The sequence below is a fragment of the Modestobacter sp. VKM Ac-2978 genome (genome assembly GCF_026968025.1).
GTDB lineage: Bacteria > Actinomycetota > Actinomycetes > Mycobacteriales > Geodermatophilaceae > Modestobacter.
The window spans coordinates 288,463-306,868 of sequence record NZ_JAPVBP010000007.1 but is presented as its reverse complement, the minus strand read 5'-3'; the positions used below and the strand labels follow the sequence as shown (position 1 = coordinate 306,868).

Annotated in this window: 14 protein-coding genes and 2 pseudogenes; 9 read left to right on the top strand and 7 right to left on the bottom strand. The window is 69.4% G+C overall.

What is annotated here, in order from left to right; translation table 11 throughout:
- Positions 1 to 876 precede the first annotated feature (876 nt).
- From O2W53_RS18215 to O2W53_RS18195, 6 genes and pseudogenes are all read left to right on the top strand, one after another.
- Positions 877 to 1,587, top strand: a complete 711-nt coding sequence (locus O2W53_RS18215; protein ID WP_269164483.1) for an ABC transporter ATP-binding protein — start codon at positions 877 to 879, stop codon at positions 1,585 to 1,587.
- Positions 1,584 to 4,118 (top strand): FtsX-like permease family protein, encoded by a 2,535-nt coding sequence (locus O2W53_RS18210; protein ID WP_269164481.1) that lies wholly within the window; start codon positions 1,584 to 1,586, stop codon positions 4,116 to 4,118. The genes O2W53_RS18215 and O2W53_RS18210 overlap by 4 nt, the downstream gene beginning before the upstream one ends.
- 146 nt (positions 4,119 to 4,264) lie before the next feature.
- The gene (locus O2W53_RS18205; RefSeq protein ID WP_269164479.1) at positions 4,265 to 5,356 is read left to right on the top strand and encodes a sensor histidine kinase; all 1,092 of its coding nucleotides are present in this window, start codon (positions 4,265 to 4,267) and stop codon (positions 5,354 to 5,356) included.
- Entirely contained in the window at positions 5,353 to 6,054 is a 702-nt protein-coding gene (locus tag O2W53_RS18200; protein ID WP_269164478.1) for a response regulator transcription factor, read from the top strand. The genes O2W53_RS18205 and O2W53_RS18200 overlap by 4 nt, the downstream gene beginning before the upstream one ends.
- A gap of 49 nt (positions 6,055 to 6,103) precedes the next feature.
- Positions 6,104 to 6,439: a GIY-YIG nuclease family protein gene (locus O2W53_RS23970; RefSeq protein WP_442929289.1), complete on the top strand. Its 336-nt coding sequence runs from the start codon at positions 6,104 to 6,106 to the stop codon at positions 6,437 to 6,439.
- 146 nt (positions 6,440 to 6,585) lie between these two features.
- A pseudogene (locus tag O2W53_RS18195) lies at positions 6,586 to 7,774 on the top strand (IS110 family transposase).
- Between the two features lie 1,190 nt (positions 7,775 to 8,964).
- Here O2W53_RS18195 and O2W53_RS18190 read toward each other — a convergent pair.
- The 3 genes and pseudogenes from O2W53_RS18190 to O2W53_RS18180 form a co-directional block, all read right to left on the bottom strand.
- Positions 8,965 to 9,128, bottom strand: a pseudogene (locus O2W53_RS18190) (integrase core domain-containing protein); the annotation flags it as partial.
- Between the two features lie 95 nt (positions 9,129 to 9,223).
- Positions 9,224 to 10,366, bottom strand: coding sequence for a PucR family transcriptional regulator (locus O2W53_RS18185; protein WP_269164476.1), 1,143 nt, complete (start codon positions 10,364 to 10,366; stop codon positions 9,224 to 9,226).
- Positions 10,367 to 10,590: 224 nt separating this feature from the next.
- Complete coding sequence (locus O2W53_RS18180) at positions 10,591 to 11,838, bottom strand: bifunctional 3,4-dihydroxy-2-butanone-4-phosphate synthase/GTP cyclohydrolase II (RefSeq protein WP_269164475.1); 1,248 nt, start codon at positions 11,836 to 11,838, stop codon at positions 10,591 to 10,593.
- Positions 11,839 to 12,189: 351 nt separating this feature from the next.
- Between O2W53_RS18180 and O2W53_RS18175 the strand changes: the two genes are divergently transcribed.
- Positions 12,190 to 12,777: a helix-turn-helix domain-containing protein gene (locus tag O2W53_RS18175; RefSeq protein WP_269164473.1), complete on the top strand. Its 588-nt coding sequence runs from the start codon at positions 12,190 to 12,192 to the stop codon at positions 12,775 to 12,777.
- A gap of 70 nt (positions 12,778 to 12,847) precedes the next feature.
- On the opposite strand, the gene O2W53_RS18170 is transcribed toward O2W53_RS18175, so the two are convergent.
- The 4 genes from O2W53_RS18170 to O2W53_RS18155 form a co-directional block, all read right to left on the bottom strand.
- Positions 12,848 to 13,651 carry an alpha/beta hydrolase gene (locus O2W53_RS18170; protein WP_269164471.1) on the bottom strand — a complete coding sequence of 268 codons (804 nt, stop codon included), beginning with the start codon at positions 13,649 to 13,651 and terminating at the stop codon, positions 12,848 to 12,850.
- A gap of 81 nt (positions 13,652 to 13,732) precedes the next feature.
- Positions 13,733 to 14,740, bottom strand: a complete 1,008-nt coding sequence (locus O2W53_RS18165; RefSeq protein WP_269164470.1) for a sugar ABC transporter substrate-binding protein — start codon at positions 14,738 to 14,740, stop codon at positions 13,733 to 13,735.
- 71 nt (positions 14,741 to 14,811) lie between these two features.
- Positions 14,812 to 15,738 (bottom strand): ABC transporter permease, encoded by a 927-nt coding sequence (locus tag O2W53_RS18160; RefSeq protein ID WP_269164469.1) that lies wholly within the window; start codon positions 15,736 to 15,738, stop codon positions 14,812 to 14,814.
- Positions 15,739 to 15,803: 65 nt separating this feature from the next.
- Complete coding sequence (locus O2W53_RS18155; protein WP_269164466.1) at positions 15,804 to 17,333, bottom strand: sugar ABC transporter ATP-binding protein; 1,530 nt, start codon at positions 17,331 to 17,333, stop codon at positions 15,804 to 15,806.
- 366 nt (positions 17,334 to 17,699) lie between these two features.
- Between O2W53_RS18155 and O2W53_RS18150 the strand changes: the two genes are divergently transcribed.
- The gene (locus tag O2W53_RS18150) at positions 17,700 to 17,984 is read left to right on the top strand and encodes a hypothetical protein (RefSeq protein ID WP_269164465.1); all 285 of its coding nucleotides are present in this window, start codon (positions 17,700 to 17,702) and stop codon (positions 17,982 to 17,984) included.
- On the top strand, positions 17,981 to 18,277 hold the full coding sequence (locus O2W53_RS18145) for a hypothetical protein (protein WP_269164464.1): 297 nt from the start codon (positions 17,981 to 17,983) through the stop codon (positions 18,275 to 18,277). The genes O2W53_RS18150 and O2W53_RS18145 overlap by 4 nt, the downstream gene beginning before the upstream one ends.
- Positions 18,278 to 18,406 lie beyond the last annotated feature (129 nt).

Here is an 18,406-nt window from a genome sequence, read left to right as displayed (position 1 = left end):
GCACCCGGAGTTCACCTCGGGGCCAGCCCGGCCGGCGTCCGCTCGTGACCTTGACCGTCCCCCTCCGCCCGACGTCGCCGGTACCGGCGCCCTGCTGGTGACCGTTCACGGCCTCACCGAGGAGCGCACGTTCTGGGGCGGGGTGCCGCTGGCCGAGCGCCTCGCACACTCCGCGTCGACCTGCGCGGTCACGGGCAGCCCGCTGGACCGGGCCCTACTCCCCCGCTGACCGTCGCCACCTACGTGCACGAGTTCGTCGGCGCCTCGCCGGCCGCTGCTGATCGGGGTGGTCGCCTTCACCGCGGTCTCACTGCTGTGCGCGGTCCGCCCGTTGGTGCCCCCTCGATCCCGATCGAGCAGCTAGCCGAGAGCCTGAAGGTGCTCCCGCGCGGTGTCGACATCGTCGCTGAATGCCGAAGTCCGTACTGTGTGATGGCCCTCGACGCCGTGCGACTCCCGCCCAAGGCTCTGGCGCTCGGCCCGACGCCTCGAAGACGGCCACCCCGAGCGGCGCGCCCGATCCCGCCCAATCGTGAACGGCGTCGTGACGGCGAAGCGCGATTCTCCGCGATCACGGCGACCGGCCGGTTCAGACCAGATCACGTCGAGGCCGTCGCGCGAAACATGGTCGTCGAGCGCGACCGCCGTCATCCTCGGCCGAATCGTCGGCCACCGAGGTCGACGGCTCGGTCGCGGATGTACTCCCGTGCGAGTACGCGTCGCCTCCTGTGGGTGGACGCGGCGGCCGGCGGCCGCCGTCATCGTGGTGGACACCAACCATTCTTCGGAGGTCTCGTGTCCCCAGAGCCAGATTCCACAGTCGTCGATGGGCAGTCCCGGAGCCCGCTGTCAGCCAACGCTGATGACGCTGCGGCCATGCTCGTCGGCGCCGTCAAACGATATGGCTCCGGCCAGTCGGCCGTCGTCGCGCTCGACGACGTCACCATTGCGTTCCCGGCGGGGAAGTTCACGGCTGTGATGGGCCCGTCGGGTTCGGGGAAGTCGACGATGATGCACTGCGCCGCCGGGTTGGATCGACTGACGTCGGGCCGCGCATTCGTGGGCAACACGGATCTGTCGACCCTCGACGACCGTGAGTTGACACGGCTGCGTCGAGAACGGATCGGGTTCGTCTTCCAGGAGTTCAACCTCGTGGCGACGCTCACGGCCAAGGAGAACATCCTCCTGCCGTTGACCCTGTCGGGCCGCCAGCCGAGCGATGGAGTGCTCGATCAGGTCGTGTCGATGCTGGGCCTCGGTGATCGCATGCACCATCGGCCGACGGAGCTCTCGGGCGGCCAGCAACAGCGCGTCGCCGTCGCCCGGGCGCTGGTCGCTCGGCCACAGGTGGTGTTCGCCGACGAGCCCACCGGCAACCTCGACACCCGGTCCGGACAGCAGATCCTCGGACACCTGCGATCAGCGGTCGACGAGCACCGTCAGTCGATCGTGATGGTCACGCACGATCCCAACGCCGCTGCCTGGGCCGACCACGTCGTGTTCGTCGTCGACGGCGGAGTGCACGACGTGATGGACCGCCCGTCGGCCGATTCGGTGCTCGACGTGATGAAGGGCCTGGGCCGATGAGCCAGATGATCCGGAGCGCGGCCCGGAGCGTGTTCGCGGGGCGGAATCGGTTCGTGCTCACGGGCACGGCGATCACACTGTCGGTGGCGTTCCTCCTCGCGACGCTGGTGCTGTCGGACTCGCTGCGCGGCCGAGCGGCCAGCGACATCTCCGAAGCGATGGCCGGGACGGACGCCGTGGTGCAGGGCGTCTCCCTAGGCGAGCCCGGCGGAGGACCGGGAGATCCTGCCAGGTCGGTTCAGCGATCACTGGATCCCGACATCACCGAGCGCGTGGCTGGGGTCGACGGCGTCGACGAGACCGCCTCGCAATGGGTCGGCTTCGCGAAGCTGGTCGTCGACGGATCGTCGGTCGGAACCGGCACGGCGAGCGACCTCGGCCGCAACTGGATCGCCGACCCGACGCTCAATCCGTTCCGGCTCGAGAGCGGGCGAGCACCGACCGAGGCCGGAGAGATCGTGATCGATCGATCGCTCGCCGGCGACGCAGGCGTGGACCCGGGTGACGTCGTACAGGTCTTGACCGCGACGGGGATGCACGACGCGACCGTCACCGGTGTCGCGACGTTCGGTTCGGCGGACACGGCACCGCTGCAGCGAACGGTGCTGTTCCCCGACGCAGCGGTGCCCGCCTGGCTCGACCTCGCGGCGCCGACCGAGGTGCTCGTCGACATCGCGGAGGGTGCCGACCGCGCCGAGGTGCTCGGCCGACTGTCGGCGCTGTCCGACGCCGAGGTCGTCGACGGACCGGACTACATCGCGACGATGCAGGACGACGCGACGTCACCGCTGCAGTTCCTGACCGTGTTCCTCCTGGCCTTCGCCGTGGTCGCGGTGTTGATCGGCGTGACGATCATCTTCAACACGTTCGCGCTCACCGTCGCCCGCCGCCGGCGGGAGTCAGGACTGCTGCGTGCGATCGGTGCGGAACGACGCCAGGTCCTCGGTGGAGTGGTGATCGAGGCGGTGTTCGTCGGAACGATCGCCACGCTCGCCGGCCTCGTGTGTGGGGTCGCGGGAGTGGGCGTGCTGCGCTGGGTCGTCGGACTCACCGGGGTCAGCCTGCTCACCGGGCCGTCGATCGTGAGCCCGATCTCCATCGCGGTCGCCGCGACCGTCGGAATCGGCGCAACGATCCTCTCGGCATGGATCCCGGCTCGCCGCGCGGCGGCGACACCACCGATCGAGGCGCTGCGCGAGAGCGCGGCGGAACCCCGGGTCGTGAGCCCGGTGCGGACTGCCAGCGGACTCGTGCTCGCCGCGGCGGCGATCGCTGGAGGAGCTCTGGCCGTGGTGCGCTCGAGCCCGGTGTGGCTCGTGCTCGCTGCTGCCATCGTCCCGGCGCTCGTGCTGTGCGGCCCGGCGATCGTGACCGCAACAGCGCGTTGGAGCTCTCCGGTTGCCCGCCGCACCGCCGGTGTCAGCGGCACGATCGCAGCGCGCAACTTGGCTGGGAGTCCACGCCGATCGGCATCGACAGCGCTCGCGCTCATGCTCGGCACCGCGATGGTGACGATCTTCGCGATCTTCGCGAGCTCTCTGACGAGCGGGATCGGGACCGATGTCCGTGAGGGACTGCGGGCGGACCTGGTGGTCACGTCGGCGACCCCCGACTTCGCGACGATCGACCCCACCCTGGCCGGCCGGATAGCAGCGCTGCCCGACGTCGACGCGGTCACTGCGCTGTCGTTCGCCGAAGGGATCGTGGCAGGAACAGCCGAGGCGGTCGGCGGCATCGACCCGACGGCCCTGCCCACCATGGTCGACCTCGACCCGATCGCCGGTGACCTCGCCGACCTGAGCTCGGGAGGCGTGGCCGTGGTCGGTGACGACCCGGCGCGGCTTGGCGAGACCCTGGAGATCCAGTTCGAACGATCGACCATCGAAGCGCCGATCGTCGCTGTGGTCGCGAGGAGCACCGGCGGTTTCGAAGCGCCGGCGTACTTCGTCGACGCCGCGACACTCGACACCGCGGTCGGTCATCTGCTCGACGCACTGGTGTTCGTCGACCTCGCCGACGGAGCGGCGGCGGACGCCGAGAACGACGTGAGTGCCCTGGTCCGAGATGCGCCCGGGTCGTTCCTCGAGACCCGAGAAGAACACATCGCCAACAGCGGGAGCGAGATCGCGGCGTTCGGGAACTTCATCGACGGGATGCTCATCCTGGCGAGCTTCATCGCGCTCCTCGGAGTCGCCAACACCACGGCGCTCGCGATCAACGAACGCTCTGGAGAGATCGGGCTGCTGCGAGCGGTCGGCGCGTCTCGCCGGGAGGTGCGTCGTATCGTGCGGCTCGAGGTGGCACTCCTGTCTTTCGTTGCGGCATCGATCGGCATCGCCGTCGCAGCCGGCCTCGGCTGGGCGCTGATCGACGTCACCGGTGGCGCGGAGATCCCATCCGTCGTCATGCCCTGGACCCGTCTCGCGGTGACGCTCGTCATTGCGGTCGCAGCCGGCGTGGTCGCTGCAGCGTGGCCCGCGTTCCAGGTCTCCCGGACGCCCGTGCTCGAGCTGGTGCGCGGCGACCGCTGATGCGAGAGTCTCTGCACCTGGGCCGGGCGGCCGACGACCGGTCCAGGGGCAGGGACCTCCCGGCGGAGTACCCGCCCGTCATCGGTTGCGACGATGATCGTGCCGTGACGCACACGGATCACCGCGCCGGTCGCACAGATCTCGCTGTGATCGTCGCCGCGTTGGCGGTGTCGATCGGCGTGTTGGTCACCGATCCGGACGTCGTGGCCGGACGGCAGCTCCCAGGCATCGCGCTCGCGGTCGCAGCCGCAGTGCTGCTCGTCGTCGCCGGTCGGTTCGGTCGGGCCACCGTCGTGGCGATCGGTGTGCTGGACGTCGTCACCCTCGCATGGACCTCCAGCCCGATCGCGTTGCTACCGCTGCTCGCCGTGGCGCTGTTCCGTCTCGTGTACCGGAGCGAGGATCGTTCTGTCATCTGGTTCGGATCGCTCGTCGCGATCGTCGTCGCCGGCTCCGGAGCGCAGGTCGGTGGTGAGCCGTTCTGGTTCGAATGGGTCACCGACGCAGCCGTTCTCCTGCTCCCGATCGCCGCCGCGGACGCCCGTCGCTCCGACCTGCGGCGTCGAGCCGACGAAGTGGAACGCCAGGTCGCCGAGCGGCTCCAGGCGGAACGCCTTCGCATCGCGTACGACCTGCATGACATCGTCGCCCATTCGCTGTCGGCGATCACCGTCCAGTCCGGCATCGCCGCCCATGTGTTCGAGCGCGATCCGGCCGCCGCTCACTCTGCGCTCGTCGAGATCAACGACGTGGGCAGACGATCGCTCGACGAGCTGAGATCCCTCCTCGGGCTCCTGCGGTCCGACGAGTCGGTGCCGCTTCGCCCGGTACCGACGGCAACCACCGCCCTCAGCGATGTCGTTGTCGCTGCCGCCGGGCACTCGAGGGCGGTCGAGGTGGTCGAGGACGGTGACTATCCTGCGGGGGTGGCGGAGAGCACCGTGGTGACGGTGCACCGCATCGTGCACGAGTGCCTGGTCAACGTCGCCCGCCACGCCGGCGTCGTCCCCGCGGTCGTCCGGCTCCGGCACGGGGACGGCGGCGTGCACGTCACGGTGTCGAACGACGCCCCGGCCACCGCACGCGCCGCTGTGCCGGGCACCGGCATGGGTCTGCTCGCGATCCGTGAGCGAGCGGAGTTCCTCGGTGGCACGGTCCACGCCGGACCTGCCGACGACGGTGGGTTCGCGGTGCGCGCGTTCGTGCCCTACCAACTGCCCGACGGGCGGGGGGCATGACCGCCCGGCCCGACGCGCCTGCCACGGCGACGCGCAACATCCGCGTGCTGATCGTCGACGACCAGGAGTTGGTGCGTCGCGGGTTCGCAGCACTGCTCGCCAACGAGCCTGGCATCGAGGTCGTCGGTGAGGCCGGCGACGGCGCGCAGGCGATCGCCCAGACCCGGCGGACACGCCCCGACGTCGTGCTGATGGACATCCGCATGCCCCGCATGGACGGGCTCGAGGCGACGCGAACGATCTGCGGAGACGAACAGCTCCGCGCCACCAAGGTGCTCGTGCTCACCACCTTCGCGCTCGATGAGTACGTCTACGAGGCGCTCCGAGTCGGTGCCTCCGGTTTCCTGCTCAAGGACACCCCGCCGCGACTCCTCCTCGAGGCGATCGCCGCCGCCGCCGACGGCGATGTCCTCATCTCACCAGCGATGACGAAACGGTTGGTCGCCGACCTCGTTCGCCGACCGATCAGCTGGCCGGGGGACTTGGGTCCCCTCGATGTCCTGAGCGAGCGCGAGCGGGAAGTGCTCGCCGAGGTCGCACGTGGCAAGACCAACTCCGAGATCGGCGAGTCGCTCTACATGTCGCCGCTCACCGCGAAGACGCACGTCAGCCGCATCCTCGGCAAACTGAACGCGCGCGACCGCGCCCAGCTCGTGGTCATCGGATACGAGACCGGACTCGTCAGCCCCGGCGAATGAGCATCGCGAGCGTCGTGGTGGTCTGCTCGGCGCGTTCGGCAAGTCGGTGATGAAGATCGGTATGACCCGGCGACTGGAGCCACTGGACCGGATCCGGGAGCTGGGCGACGCATCGGTCCCGTTCCCGTTCGACATCCACAGGCTGTACTTCTCCGATGACGCGGTGACCCTGGAGAACGAACTGCACAACTCGTTCGCCGCCTCGCCGGCTCAACCAGGCCAATCCCCGACGGGAGTCCTTCTTCCCCACGCCCGAGGAGGTCCGGGACGTGCTCGCCGAGAAAGTCGGCAATCTCCTGGAGTGCCCCCCCTTACCGTTTCCGCGTCCCCGCTGAGGGGGCTCCTGGTCACCTGGTCCGGCATGACTGACTTCTCCTGTCGTTGATGATCCGGGGGGTGTTGGTACGGGCCTGGTGGCACTGGTGGACCGCTGATAGGGAAATGGCTGCCTTCGGGCAGGTCTTCGTAACGTGGCTGCCGGCATCCAGTGCTCGACTGGCCAGGACGGGCATCGGTGCAGGAGGCACATCGATGAGCGAGCTCGGCCACACGGTGTTCTGCGGGCTGGACGTCGGCAAGGGCATCCATCACGCGGTGGCGCTGGACCCCGGCGGGAAGCGGCTGCACGATGCCGCCCTGCCTCAAGACGAACAGCGCCTGCGTCAGCTGTTCACCAGGCTACAGGCCCACGGTGAGGTGCTGGTGGTGGTCGACCAGCCGGCCACGATCGGGGCGTTGCCGATCGCGGTCGCCCGGGACGTGGGCTGCCATGTCGCCTACCTGCCCGGGCTGGCGATGCGCCGGATCGCTGACCTGCACCCGGGATCAGCCAAGACCGATGCCCGGGACGCCTTCGTCATCGCCGAGGCCGCCCGGACCATGCCGCGCACCCTGAGCCGAGTCGATTCCGGTGAGGAAGTGCTGGCTGAGATCCGGGTGCTGATCGGGTTCGACGACGACCAGGCTCAAGAGGCAAACCCGGCTGAGCAACCGCATCCGCGGGCTGCTCACCCAGATCCACCCCGCCGCCAAGCGGGTGCTCGGTCCTCGAGTGAGCACCAGGGTCGTACTGGAACTGCTCTCCCGCTTCGGCGGGCCCGCCGGACTCCGCGTGGCCGGCAGGCGGCGACTGCTCACCGTGGCCCGCAAGGCCGCACCCCGCGCCGGGGAGCAACTGGTCACCGCCCTGCTGGCCACACTCGACGAGCAGACGGTGGTCGTTCCCGGCAACACGGCCGCGGAGAAAGTGCTCCCGCGGCTGGCCCAATCGCTAGCCCAGGTGCCTGCCCAGCGGCGGCAGATCGCCGAGGAAGTCGAAGGAATCCTCGATGCCCACCCTCTTGCCAAGGTCCTGACCTCGATGCCCGGCGTTGGGGTCAGGACCGCAGCCCGCATCCTGCTCGAAGTCGGCGACGGCAGCACCTTCCCCACCTCCGGACACCTGGCCGCCTACGCCGGCCTGGCGCCGGTCACCCGCCGCTCGGGCTCCTCGACCCGCGGCGAGCACCCGCCCCAGGGAGGCAACAAGCAGCTCAAGCGGGCACTGTTCCTCTCCGCCTTCGCCGCCCTGGCCGATCCGACCTCACGGGCCTACTACAACCGCAAGCGCGCCACCGGGAAACGCCACAACGCCGCCCTCATCTGCCTCGCCCGACGCCGGGTCGACGTCCTGTTCGCCATGCTCCGCGACGGCACCGCCCACCAGCCTCAACCGGCTTGACCCAACCCATAGGGACACCCCCCGAACGCGACCACCCAGGCCGGCAATTCGACATGCAGGCGACATCAACCGTTCGGGACACCCCGCCGCTGAGACCAGGCGCGAGCCATCTTCCGTAGCCCCGAGGTACGGGAGGACCAAGGACATGACCGCGGGCGTGATCTCCTCACCCGGACGCGGTCGAGCAGCGGCCGCCTTCCCGGAACCGGCCTGCCCGATGCCGGCCTCCACCCCCTGCGGCACTCCGCAGCCAGCGCCATGCTCGGCCACGGCGTCCGCTGAAGGTGGTCTCCGAGATCCTCGGCCACTCCTCCATCGCCATCACCGGCGACGTCTACGGGCACGTCTCCCGCGACGCCGTGGCCACCCTGGGCGCCGTCCTGAGCAACTCAGGGTCGGCTAATGGTGGTCAAACCACCCGGAACAGCAGCAGGGGCCGTTCCCGATTTCCCGGAAACGGCCCCTGCCCTGCGACTTCTCTTGTCGGGCTGACAGGATTTGAACCTGCGACCCCTTGACCCCCAGTTTCCTGCGCGGGGTCCGCCGCCGTTCACCCTGATCCGGTCTTCCCTGGTCAGCGCGTCACCGCGTCCCTCGACGTCCGCGGTCGTCCGGCGACGTTCGGACCGCGTTGCTGTACCGGTTGCTGTACTTCCTCCCCTGCGCTGGGCAAGTCCTCTCTGCAGCAGCCAGGGAACGGTACGAGCTGCGGGACTCTCGGTCGGGCGGTCAAGAGTGCGTTGATCCGCAAGTCGACGGACGGGCGGGACGCTGACAACCGCCTCGGCCATCCGGCGGGAGTCGCCGACCCGAGGTCCAGCGCTTGGAGAGCGTCGGCCAACTAGAGCGCGCAACCGTGGTCGGCGGCGAACCGATCAGCAGCAAACTCGGAACGTCGGCAGGTCCGCGCGTCGGCCAGCGGACAGATCACCGCCGCCAGCGCGACAGCCCCCACCACTCCCCCGGCCAGCCATTGCCCCTCGTGCGCCGCCCGCACCATCGCAGCGCCAACACCGCAGATGCTCACCCCGCGAGAACGCCCTGAGACTGGCGACCCGAAGGCGCCGTGAGGCCGGCCAGCAGCCGCGCTGCGGCGATCCGTCGGGCTGCTGACCAAAGCGGCTGCAGCGCCTCGGCCTCAGCCGGGCTGTGCCGGAGGAACCCGAACACAGCGCGCACTGAGTGCTCTAGTGCTCGAGCCAGGGGGCAAGGGCGGCGGCGCGCTGGTCGTTGGTGGTCAAGATCTGCCGGCAGGCCACTCGGTGACCAAGGTGGGGTTAAGTCGTTCGACCTTGCCGTTCTGCCAGGGGCAGTGCGGCTTGATGAACCTCTGTCGAGCTCCGATTTCGGCGCAGGCGTCGGCGCTCGTCCCGGACCCATGACCGGGCAGGCTCCACGACCACGCGGTCAGGAAGGCAGCCCTCTGCGACGCAGCAGTGACGTGGCCAATTAGAAGTGCACCCGGTCGCTGAAGGAGTTCAGATCCCGCCCCGTGAGCCGCTCGATCAACGCCAGCCGGTAGCGCATCGTGTTGCGGTGGATGAACAGCGCCTCCGCGGCAGGGCCGGTGGCGCAGTCGTGCGACAGGAACGCGTCGAGCGTGTCGACCAGCTGGCCGGCGTTCTTCGCGTCGTAATCGGTCAAGGGTCGCAGGGCGCTCTCCGCCAGGGCGTACATCGGCCGGTCCAGGGTCGCAGCCATGAGCGCGGTCTCCAGGTCCATGCGGTTCTGGTAGCTGACACCTTCGCCGCGGGCCACCGCGTCGGCAGCCTCGAAGAACGCGACCCGCAGGCCGCCGACCCCCGCGTGCGAACCGCTGACACCCACCCGGGCGCGAGCTCCCAGCCGGCTCAGGTGGCGGAGGGCCAGGCTGGCCACGGCGTCGACCTCATCCCCGGCGGGGACCACGAGCACGAGCCCGTCGGCGAGGGTGGTCCGCAGGTACGGGTCCCCCCGCTGGGCCAGCAGGCTGTGCAGGTTCGACGGGAAGGACTGCAGGAGCCGCGGTGCGCAATCGGCGCGGCCGAGGATCACGTGGTTGGCCGAATCCGCGTCCACACCGAAGCCCGCCAGCCGCCTGACGGCATCCCGGTCGGGGATCGCGCCGTGCCGGATGTCTTCCAGGAGCTGCGCCACCAGCTCCCGGCGCCCCGACAGCAGCGCCTGGAGGCACCCGAGCTCGAGAGCAGCGACGCTCGCCGCGAAGCGGAGCAGCGGGAGGTGCTGGGCACCGGCCGAGGTGCACAGGAGGGCTATCACGTCACCGTCCAGCTCGATGGGGACGACGACGTACGGGTTGGCGGCGTGCGGAGCGTCCGGCCGCCATCGGAGGAGTGTCTCCACGGGCCAGAACATGCGTGCGGGCGACTGGGACACCATGCTCCCGCGCATGTCGACGACGGAGACGGGAGTCCCGAGCCGGTGCCGGAGCAGTGTCACGAGTCCGTCGACACCTCGCCCCGCCGCGATCGCGCCGACCAGGTGCTCGTTGAACGCAAACTCCACTGACGCGTCGTTCCCGATCGGCGTCGCGTCGGGTGCACCGGCATCGGTCGGTACGTCGCGGCCCGAGGAATCGGGGTCGGTCACCACCCGCCTCCTCGACGTCAGCGAGCGAGCACCTGCCTGCCTCTGCCGCCGACGGTAGTTCCCATCGTGTGCTCGAACAAGGAGCGGCAATGTCCTCGTGCAGCCACACATCGGACGTGCCAGCCGGCTCGAGGTCCCAGCGGGAGGCCGCGCCAGCTCTCCCGTCGACGTCCGCGGCCGGTCTGCTCCCGCGGCTCCACCGTGGTCACGTCGGCGCGGTTAGGAGCTCAGGACGGGTTGACCGACCCCACAGGGAGCGACCCGACCGCCGGCAGCAGGTGCCCCATGCGTTCCTGCTTGGTCCGGAGATACCGGACGTTGTGCGGGGTGCTGACCGACGGCAGCGTCACCCGGTCGACGATGTCCATGCCCTGGCCCTGCAGCCCTCCGTACTTGGCCGGGTTGTTCGTGATGAGGCGGATCCGCTGGACCCCCAGGTCGGCGAGGATCTGCGCGCCGATGCCGTAGCTGCGCGAGTCCACCGGCAGCCCCTGCGCCGTGTTCGCCTCAACGGTGTCGAGCCCCTCCTCCTGCAAGGCATAGGCCCGGATCTTGTGACCGAGGCCGATGCCCCGCCCCTCGTGGCCGCGCAGGTAGATGACCGCGCCGACACCCTCGGCCGCGATCGCCTGGAGCGCCTGCTCCAGCTGGCTGCCGCAGTCACATCGCAGCGATCCGAGGATGTCGCCGGTGAGGCACTCGGAGTGCACCCGCACCAGGGCGCCGCGTGGACTGCGCCCGGCGGAAGCCACGTCACCCATCACCAGCGCGAGGTGCTCGGTCCCGTCCACCGTGTTGCGGTACGCGATGGCGCGGAAGTCGCCGAACTCCGACGGCATGGTGGCACTGGCGACAGGTGCCACGAGCCGTTCGGTCGCGCGACGGTGGCGCACCAGATCGGCGATGGCCAGCATGGGGAGGCCATGGGCAGCGGCGAACTCCCGCAGGTCCGCCCCGCGGCGCATGCTCCCGTCCTCGGCGAGGATCTCACCGATCACCGCGACCCCCGAGAGACCGGCCATGCGGGTGAGGTCGACCGCCGCCTCGGTGTGCCCCGCTCGCACCAGGACGCCGCCCTCGCGGGCCCGCAGGGGGAAGACGTGTCCGGGGCGGCGCAAGCCCGCCGGGGACGTACCGGGATCGGCCAGGGCGCGAACGGTGGCCGTCCGGTCCACTGCGGAGACCCCGGTCCCCGTACCGATGGCGTCGACGCTCACAGTGAAAGCGGTGCCGTGGGCGTCGGTGTTGTCCTCGACCATTAAGGGCAGCCGCAACTCGTCAGCACGTTCTGCGGGCATCGGCGCGCACACGATCCCGGTCGTGTGTCGCACGAGGAATGCCATCTGGGCGGTGCTGACGAGCTCCCCCGCCACGATCAGATCGCCCTCGTTCTCACGGTCCAGGTCGTCCACCACCACGACCATCCCGCCATCGGCGAGCGCGGCCACGGCGTGCTGCACGGCCTCGGCCGGCATCTCGCGGGTCACGTGGCCGGCCCGATCAGGACGGGGGCGGCGGCGGCCAGCGCCGCAACCGACGTGGACGGAGCCATGGGGATACCTCCGGGTACCGACGTTGGAGAGCGGAAGGCGGGATCGGGCACCGATGCGCTGACCGCCCGTCTCTTATAGAGGGATGCGCGTAGTCTTACAGTGACCAACATCACTGTCAAGCACACGCGTGCGGTTCGGGTGTAGACGACGTGGACGTACAGCTGCGGCATCCTCTCGTCCGGCATGCATGAGCGATCCCCACGGGGGCCAAGCAGCGGGCGCGCCGCTAGCAGGGCGGCCACCACACCGACTCCGAAAGGCGATCATGTGGCCATGAGAGCCCACCTCGACGCCCTGGCGAGCAACGTGCGTGCGCTGCGCGAAGCGCACGGGTTGTCCCTGTCGCAGCTGAGCGATCGGTCGGGTGTGGGCAAGGCGACGCTGTTCAAGATCGAGCAGGCGAGGACGAACCCCACGCTGGAGACGTTGCTTCTGATCGCTGACACCTTCGACGTGCCGGTGGCAGAGCTCGTAGCGCGGCGGACCCGAGCGAGCATCGAGGTGGTACGGGAAGGAGAAGGCGACGAACTCGTCGATGACAGCTCGCGCGGGCACGGCATCCGGAAGCAGGTCGTCGGTGCCGGAGTGATGAGCATCGACTCCGCCCGCTTCCACGCAGGCACGTGCATGCTCGCCCAGAGCCATGGCGTAGGTGCCCGCGAACACGTCCTGGTCCGCAACGGGTCGATCGAGATCGGTCCCGCCGGCGAGGAGGTGATCCTGCACGCCGGGGACTACGCCACCTTCGTGGCCGACCGCCCGCACAGGTGGCGCCCCGTCGACGGCGACGCGACCGTCTGGATCATCGGCACCTTCCCGCGGCCCGCGGCCTTCGTGGAGCAAGGGCCTGACGGTCTCTGAGGACACCCGGCGACCGAGCCGACCGACCGCTTCACGCGGACGGCCGGCGCGCCGTCGGTCGGCACGGTCGTCAGCCGTGTGAGACGAGTTGCTCCTCGAAGAAGGCCCCGACGACGCCTACCGCGAACGGCGCGTCCATGCGCGGATCCTCGTGCCCGGCACCACCGATCACCAGCAGCGACGACGCGCCACGGGCACGCACCAGCGCTTCGTGCAGCCGCACGCTCACCGACCCGTCCACCACCCGGTCCCGGTCGCCGGTCACCAGCAGGAGCGGCGCCGCCTGGCCGGACACCAGGGACATGGGGTCGGCCGCCCGATGGCGAGGATCGGAAGCGTCGAAACTCCCACCCAGCAGGGCCTCGGCCGAGGACGGCGGGAAGAGCTCCCGCTCGAGGGGCGTGCCCGCGGTCTGGCTGGAGAGGTCGTGCGGTGCGAACCAGGACACGGCGGCCTCCACGTCAGGGCGTTCTCCCGCCTCGGCATTGCCCAGGGCGAGCAGCGCGGCCAGATGCCCCCCTGCGGAGGCTCCCCATGCGCCGACGCGTTCCCCTGGGATGCCGTAGCGAGCGGCCTGGCTGCGCAGCCATCCGATCGCGGCCCGGGCGTCGTCCAGTTGCGCGGGGAACTGCGCGACATCACTGAAGCGGTACTGGAACGAGGCGACCACGAACCCGCGCTCCGCCAAGGGGATCGCGCGATCGCTCTCGTAGTCGGTCCGCTCCCCCACCTGCCAGCCGCCGCCGTGGAAGTACGCCACTGCGGCGCGGGGCGGTTGCATCGCCGGGGCGAAGACGTCGACGTGCAAGCCGGTGTCGTCAACGGTGCGGTAGACCTGATCCCGGTAGACGTCGACCGCGGATATGGCTGTCATGTCACTCCTCTCGTGAAGGGGGCGGGGGACGGGTCCCCCCGTCCACCCGCCCGGTACATCAACCTCGGGCGTTCCTGACACTCAGCCCCACTGGCCCTCGATGCCCTCGACGTTCCCCTCGGTGAGCACGTACGGCGTGATCTCGTCGGCGACCTCTTCTGGGGTGATCACGTCATCGCCGTTGATGTGGTCCACCAGTGCCTGGGCGGCGATCTCACCCCAGGTGAAGGGGGCCAGCACGGTGGTGCCGTAGACACCGCCTTCCTTGATCGACTCGACGCCCTGCCGGCTTGCACCGTCGCCCAGGACGACGACGTCGTCCCGGCCTTCGGCTTCGAGCATGTCGACGACCTGGACCGCGGTGCTGTCCGTGGAGTTGAGGATGACGTCGACGTCGGGATTGGCGGCCAAGAGATCACGCACGACCTGGCGACCTTCCTCCGGGTTGTAGCCGTCCTCGCCGAGTGCCACCCGCTGGAATCGGCTGTCGCCGCCGAATCGCTCCTCGAAGACCTGGAGCTTGACGGCCTCGAGCTGATAGGCCTGGGAGCCGACGATCTGGATGTAGCGACACGGGTCCTTGCCCTCGCACGCCTCCTCGAGCAGGTCGGCCGAGGCCTCGCCTCCGGCGATCAGGCCCGCGGAGACGGATGCGATGACACCGTCGACCTGCGGCGCGGTCTGCGTCTCATCGGGTCCGATGATCGTCTCGAGCCCGACGACGGGGATACCGGCCTCGCGCGCCCCATCAACGCAGGGGATGGAACCGGGACCACTGAGCGGGTTGAGGACGATGCCGTTGTAGCGGCCGGACGAGACGATGTCCATGCAGTCGGCGTTCTGAGTCTCCACATCAGAGCTGTCGAACACGGTCAGCGATCCACCGAGGGGCTCGACGACCGACTTCATGCCTTCGATCTGCACTTGGCCGAAGTCGGAGATGTCCCCGGTGACGAAGGCGAACGTGGGTGCGCCCTCCTCTGCCTCTGCGCCGCCGGTCCCCCCGGCGTCGGAACCGCAGGCGGCAAGGCTCATCGCCAGCAACCCTGCCGTGCCAATCGACGCCAGCGTCCTCGTGGGAATGGTCATCTTGTACCTCTCTCTGGGTCGTGCTGCGGCTCGGAGGAGCCTTGGACGGACAGGAATGAAGAGGCGGACGCTCAGCGTCGGTCGGCGGTGCGCATCCAGGTGTCCCAGCCGACGGCCAGGATGATCACCAGCCCGGTGAAGATGCGCTGATATGTGGGGTCGACCCCGAGCAGGTTGAAGCCGTTGCCGATCAACTGCAGCAACATGACTCCCAGCAGCGTTCGCCAGATGGCCCCTGCGCCACCCAGCACCGACGTCCCGCCGAGCAGCACCGCTCCGATGGCCACGAACTCGATTCCCACGCCGGTGTTGCCGTCGACGGTGAGCGTCCGGGAGGCGGAGATGACCGCCGCGATGCCGGCTGCCACGCCGAGGATGACGTAGGTCGTGGCTCGCACCCGGTTGACGTGGACGCCGGCCAGGCGCGCCGCCTCGGCGTTCCCGCCGGCTGCGAAGAGGTGCCGTCCGAAGACGGTGCGGTTCAGCAGGAACATGCAGAGAAGGGCGAAGACGACGAGGACGATGATGGTCACCCGGACGCCCAGGATCCTCGGCTGGGACAGGGCTCTGAAGGAGTCGTTCTCGATGATGACGAGGTAGCCGCCTGTGAGCGCCAGCGCGAGCCCCCGGAAGACCATCGTCGTGGCGATCGTGGCGACGAACGGATTGAGCCGTCCGTAACTGGTGAGGGCTCCGTTGACGGCGCCCATCGCGGCTCCTGCGAGGAGGGCAGCCCCCAGCCCGGCGACGACGCCGGCGGAGTTGGTGACCTGTGCACCGACGATTGCGCTGACCGCGAAGATCGCGCCGATCGAGAGGTCGAAGCCACCGGCGATGATGACGAGCGTGAGTGCGCACGCCAGGATCCCCACGGTCACGGACTGGTCGAGCAGGTTGAGCAGGTTCGAGACCGTCAGGAAGGCCGGCGAGGCGATGGAGAGGACGACGAACAGGATGACGGCCGCGCCCACGATGCCGTAGTCACGCGCGTGCGCCATCACCGTCGCCCACCGTCTCGACGAGGACTCCACGGGGCTCGGGGTCGGGACTTCCTGGAGAGTTGTCATGGACGTGCTGCGCTCCCGGTGCTGGTGGAGGCGGTGTCGAACGCCGCCTCGAGGATCTGGTCCTTGCTGGTCTTGGCGGTCTCCAACTCGGTGACGGCCCGCCCCCGAGCCATGACGACGATGCGGTGGGTGAGTGCGAGGATCTCCTCCAGCTCGCTGGACACCACGACGACCGCGACACCCTGGGCGGCAAGGTCACGGATGATGTCGTAGATGGCGGCCTTCGCCCCGACGTCGACGCCACGCGTCGGCTCGTCGACGATCAGGACACGGGGCATGTCGACGAGCCACCGGCCCAGCACGACCTTCTGCTGATTGCCGCCGGACAGCGTCGTCACGCCGACGTCGATGGAGGCGCACTTGACGCCCATCTGATCGCGCAGCTCCTCGGCACGGCGCCGTTCGACCCTCGACCTCAGTACGCCGAATCGCGCGAACCGGCGGAGGTGAGCCAGGCCGAGGTTCTCGCGGACGGACCGGCTCATCACGAGCCCGAACTCCTTGCGGCTCTCCGGGAGGAGCGCGATCCCTGCGCGGATGGCTGCGGCCGGTGACCGGAACCGACACGGCACCCCGTCGAGCCTCACCGTGCCCGAGGAGATCGGGTCGGCACCGAAGATCGCACGGCAGACCTCGGTACGACCGCTGCCCACCAGCCCGGCGATGCCGACGATCTCCCCACGACGGACACTGAAGGAGACGTCGCTGATGATCCCGTCGCGGGTGAGGCCCTCGACCTCCAGGATCGGCGGCGCCCCCGTGTCGAAAGCCGGCGCCAGCGAGTGGGAGAAGACGTTCTCCTGCTCGTGGCCGAGCATGGAGGTGACCAGTCGCTCCGGGGTCTCGATCGAGGCCTCAGTCGTCCGGACGAGGCAGCCGTCGCGCAGGATGGTGATCCGGTCGGAGATCGAAAGCACTTCCTGGAGGAAGTGAGAGACGATGACGACAGTCGTCCCGCGTGCTTTCAGCTCCCGGATGATGGCGTGGAGCTGATCCACCTCCACCGGCGTCAGGGCGGCGCTGGGCTCGTCCATGACGATCAGGCTCGCGTTCCGCGCGAGCGCGCGTAGGATCTCCACCTTCTGCTGGTCGGCGAGGCGGAGTCGACCGACTGGGCGGTCGGGATCCAGGTCGAAGCCGGTCGCCTCGACCAGCTCGGCGAACCGCTGGCGTGCACGGGCACCCTGCAGGACCCCACCCGCGGCGAACTCCATGCCGAGGAACGTGTTCTCGATGACCGACCGCATCGGCAGGAGCGCCAACTCCTGTTCGATGATCGCGATGCCGTCACGCAGGGCATCGTGGGGCGCACGGTAGTGACGCTCGTGCCCATCGACGATGAGTTCGCCGCCGTCGTGCCGGTGGGTGCCGGCGATGATCTTGCCCAAGGTGGACTTGCCGGCGCCGTTCTCGCCGATGAGGGCGTGCACCTCTCCCCGGCGGATCTGGACGTCCACGCCACGAAGGGCGTGCACGCCACCGAATCGTTTGTCGACGCCGCGCGTCTCGACATGGATCTCGGACAAGTCTGACAAGCGCGTGCCTTTCCGATATACGAACCGCTTAGTTCGCCGACGCTGCTGGCAGTGGCCCACCACGAGGCGGTGCGCGGAGTGACCCCGGACACTAGGCGGCAATCGACAAGCTGCAACCGTTTATCGGACCCGTTATCGAATCTTAACGAGGCCGCGCCTCCGCACCGTGGATGCCACGGCAGTGGAGTGGACGCTTCCCCGGTGGGCGCGAGCGCGAGCGGCCCAGGAGCGGTCGGTCCGCACCCCTACTGACCGCTCGCACGGGCAGCCACTCCCCACGGGCCCCAGCGAACTGAGACTTCGAACACTGGTGCCCTATAGTCGGGCACTCCAGCACCACCAAGGAGAGGGAGCCCCGTGAGCTACATCTGCACCGTGATCTTCGAGACCGACGTCGCGAACCTGGAGAAGGCCGAGCGCGATCACCCCGAGATCATCGGGGGGATCATGAAGGCCGCTCAGGGCCGCATGCTGGGCCACACGCGGTACTCCCGCGCCGGCTACACGATGGACGTCGACGAGTACGCCTCGGAGGAGGCCTATCGCGAGTTCGCCGCGGAGGCCGGCGAGCTCATCCGTCAGTACGGCGAGACGGGCGGCGCCATCCCGAACGACACGCTCTGGAAGCGGCACGAGGCGTGACCTCGCAGCACCGCGACATCGAGGTGGTGCGCGTCGTCCCCCGTTCAGGCGCGAGGGACGAGCTCCTGCAGATCCGGCCACGGCTGATCGAGGAGTACCGGGCCCACTTCGGCGACCGCTTCACGGCAACCCTGTCGGAAGCGGAGGACGGCGAATGGGTGGACGTGTGGACGTGGGCGGACCGCGCCGACGCCGAGCACGCACTCGAGCACCAGGACTTGATCCCGTCGTTCGCACAGTGGGAGGAGCGGGTTGAACTCCGCTCGCTCACCTGGGCACGCGTGATCGCCTGAGCTCTTGCTGCCGATTCGTCGGCTGGGGCCCGGCGCGTCCGGGCCCCAGCCGGCCACCCGGCGCGGTCGGGCCTCCCAACTATGACCGTTTATCGGTATGGTTCGTTGCATAACCGAACGCATACCCAC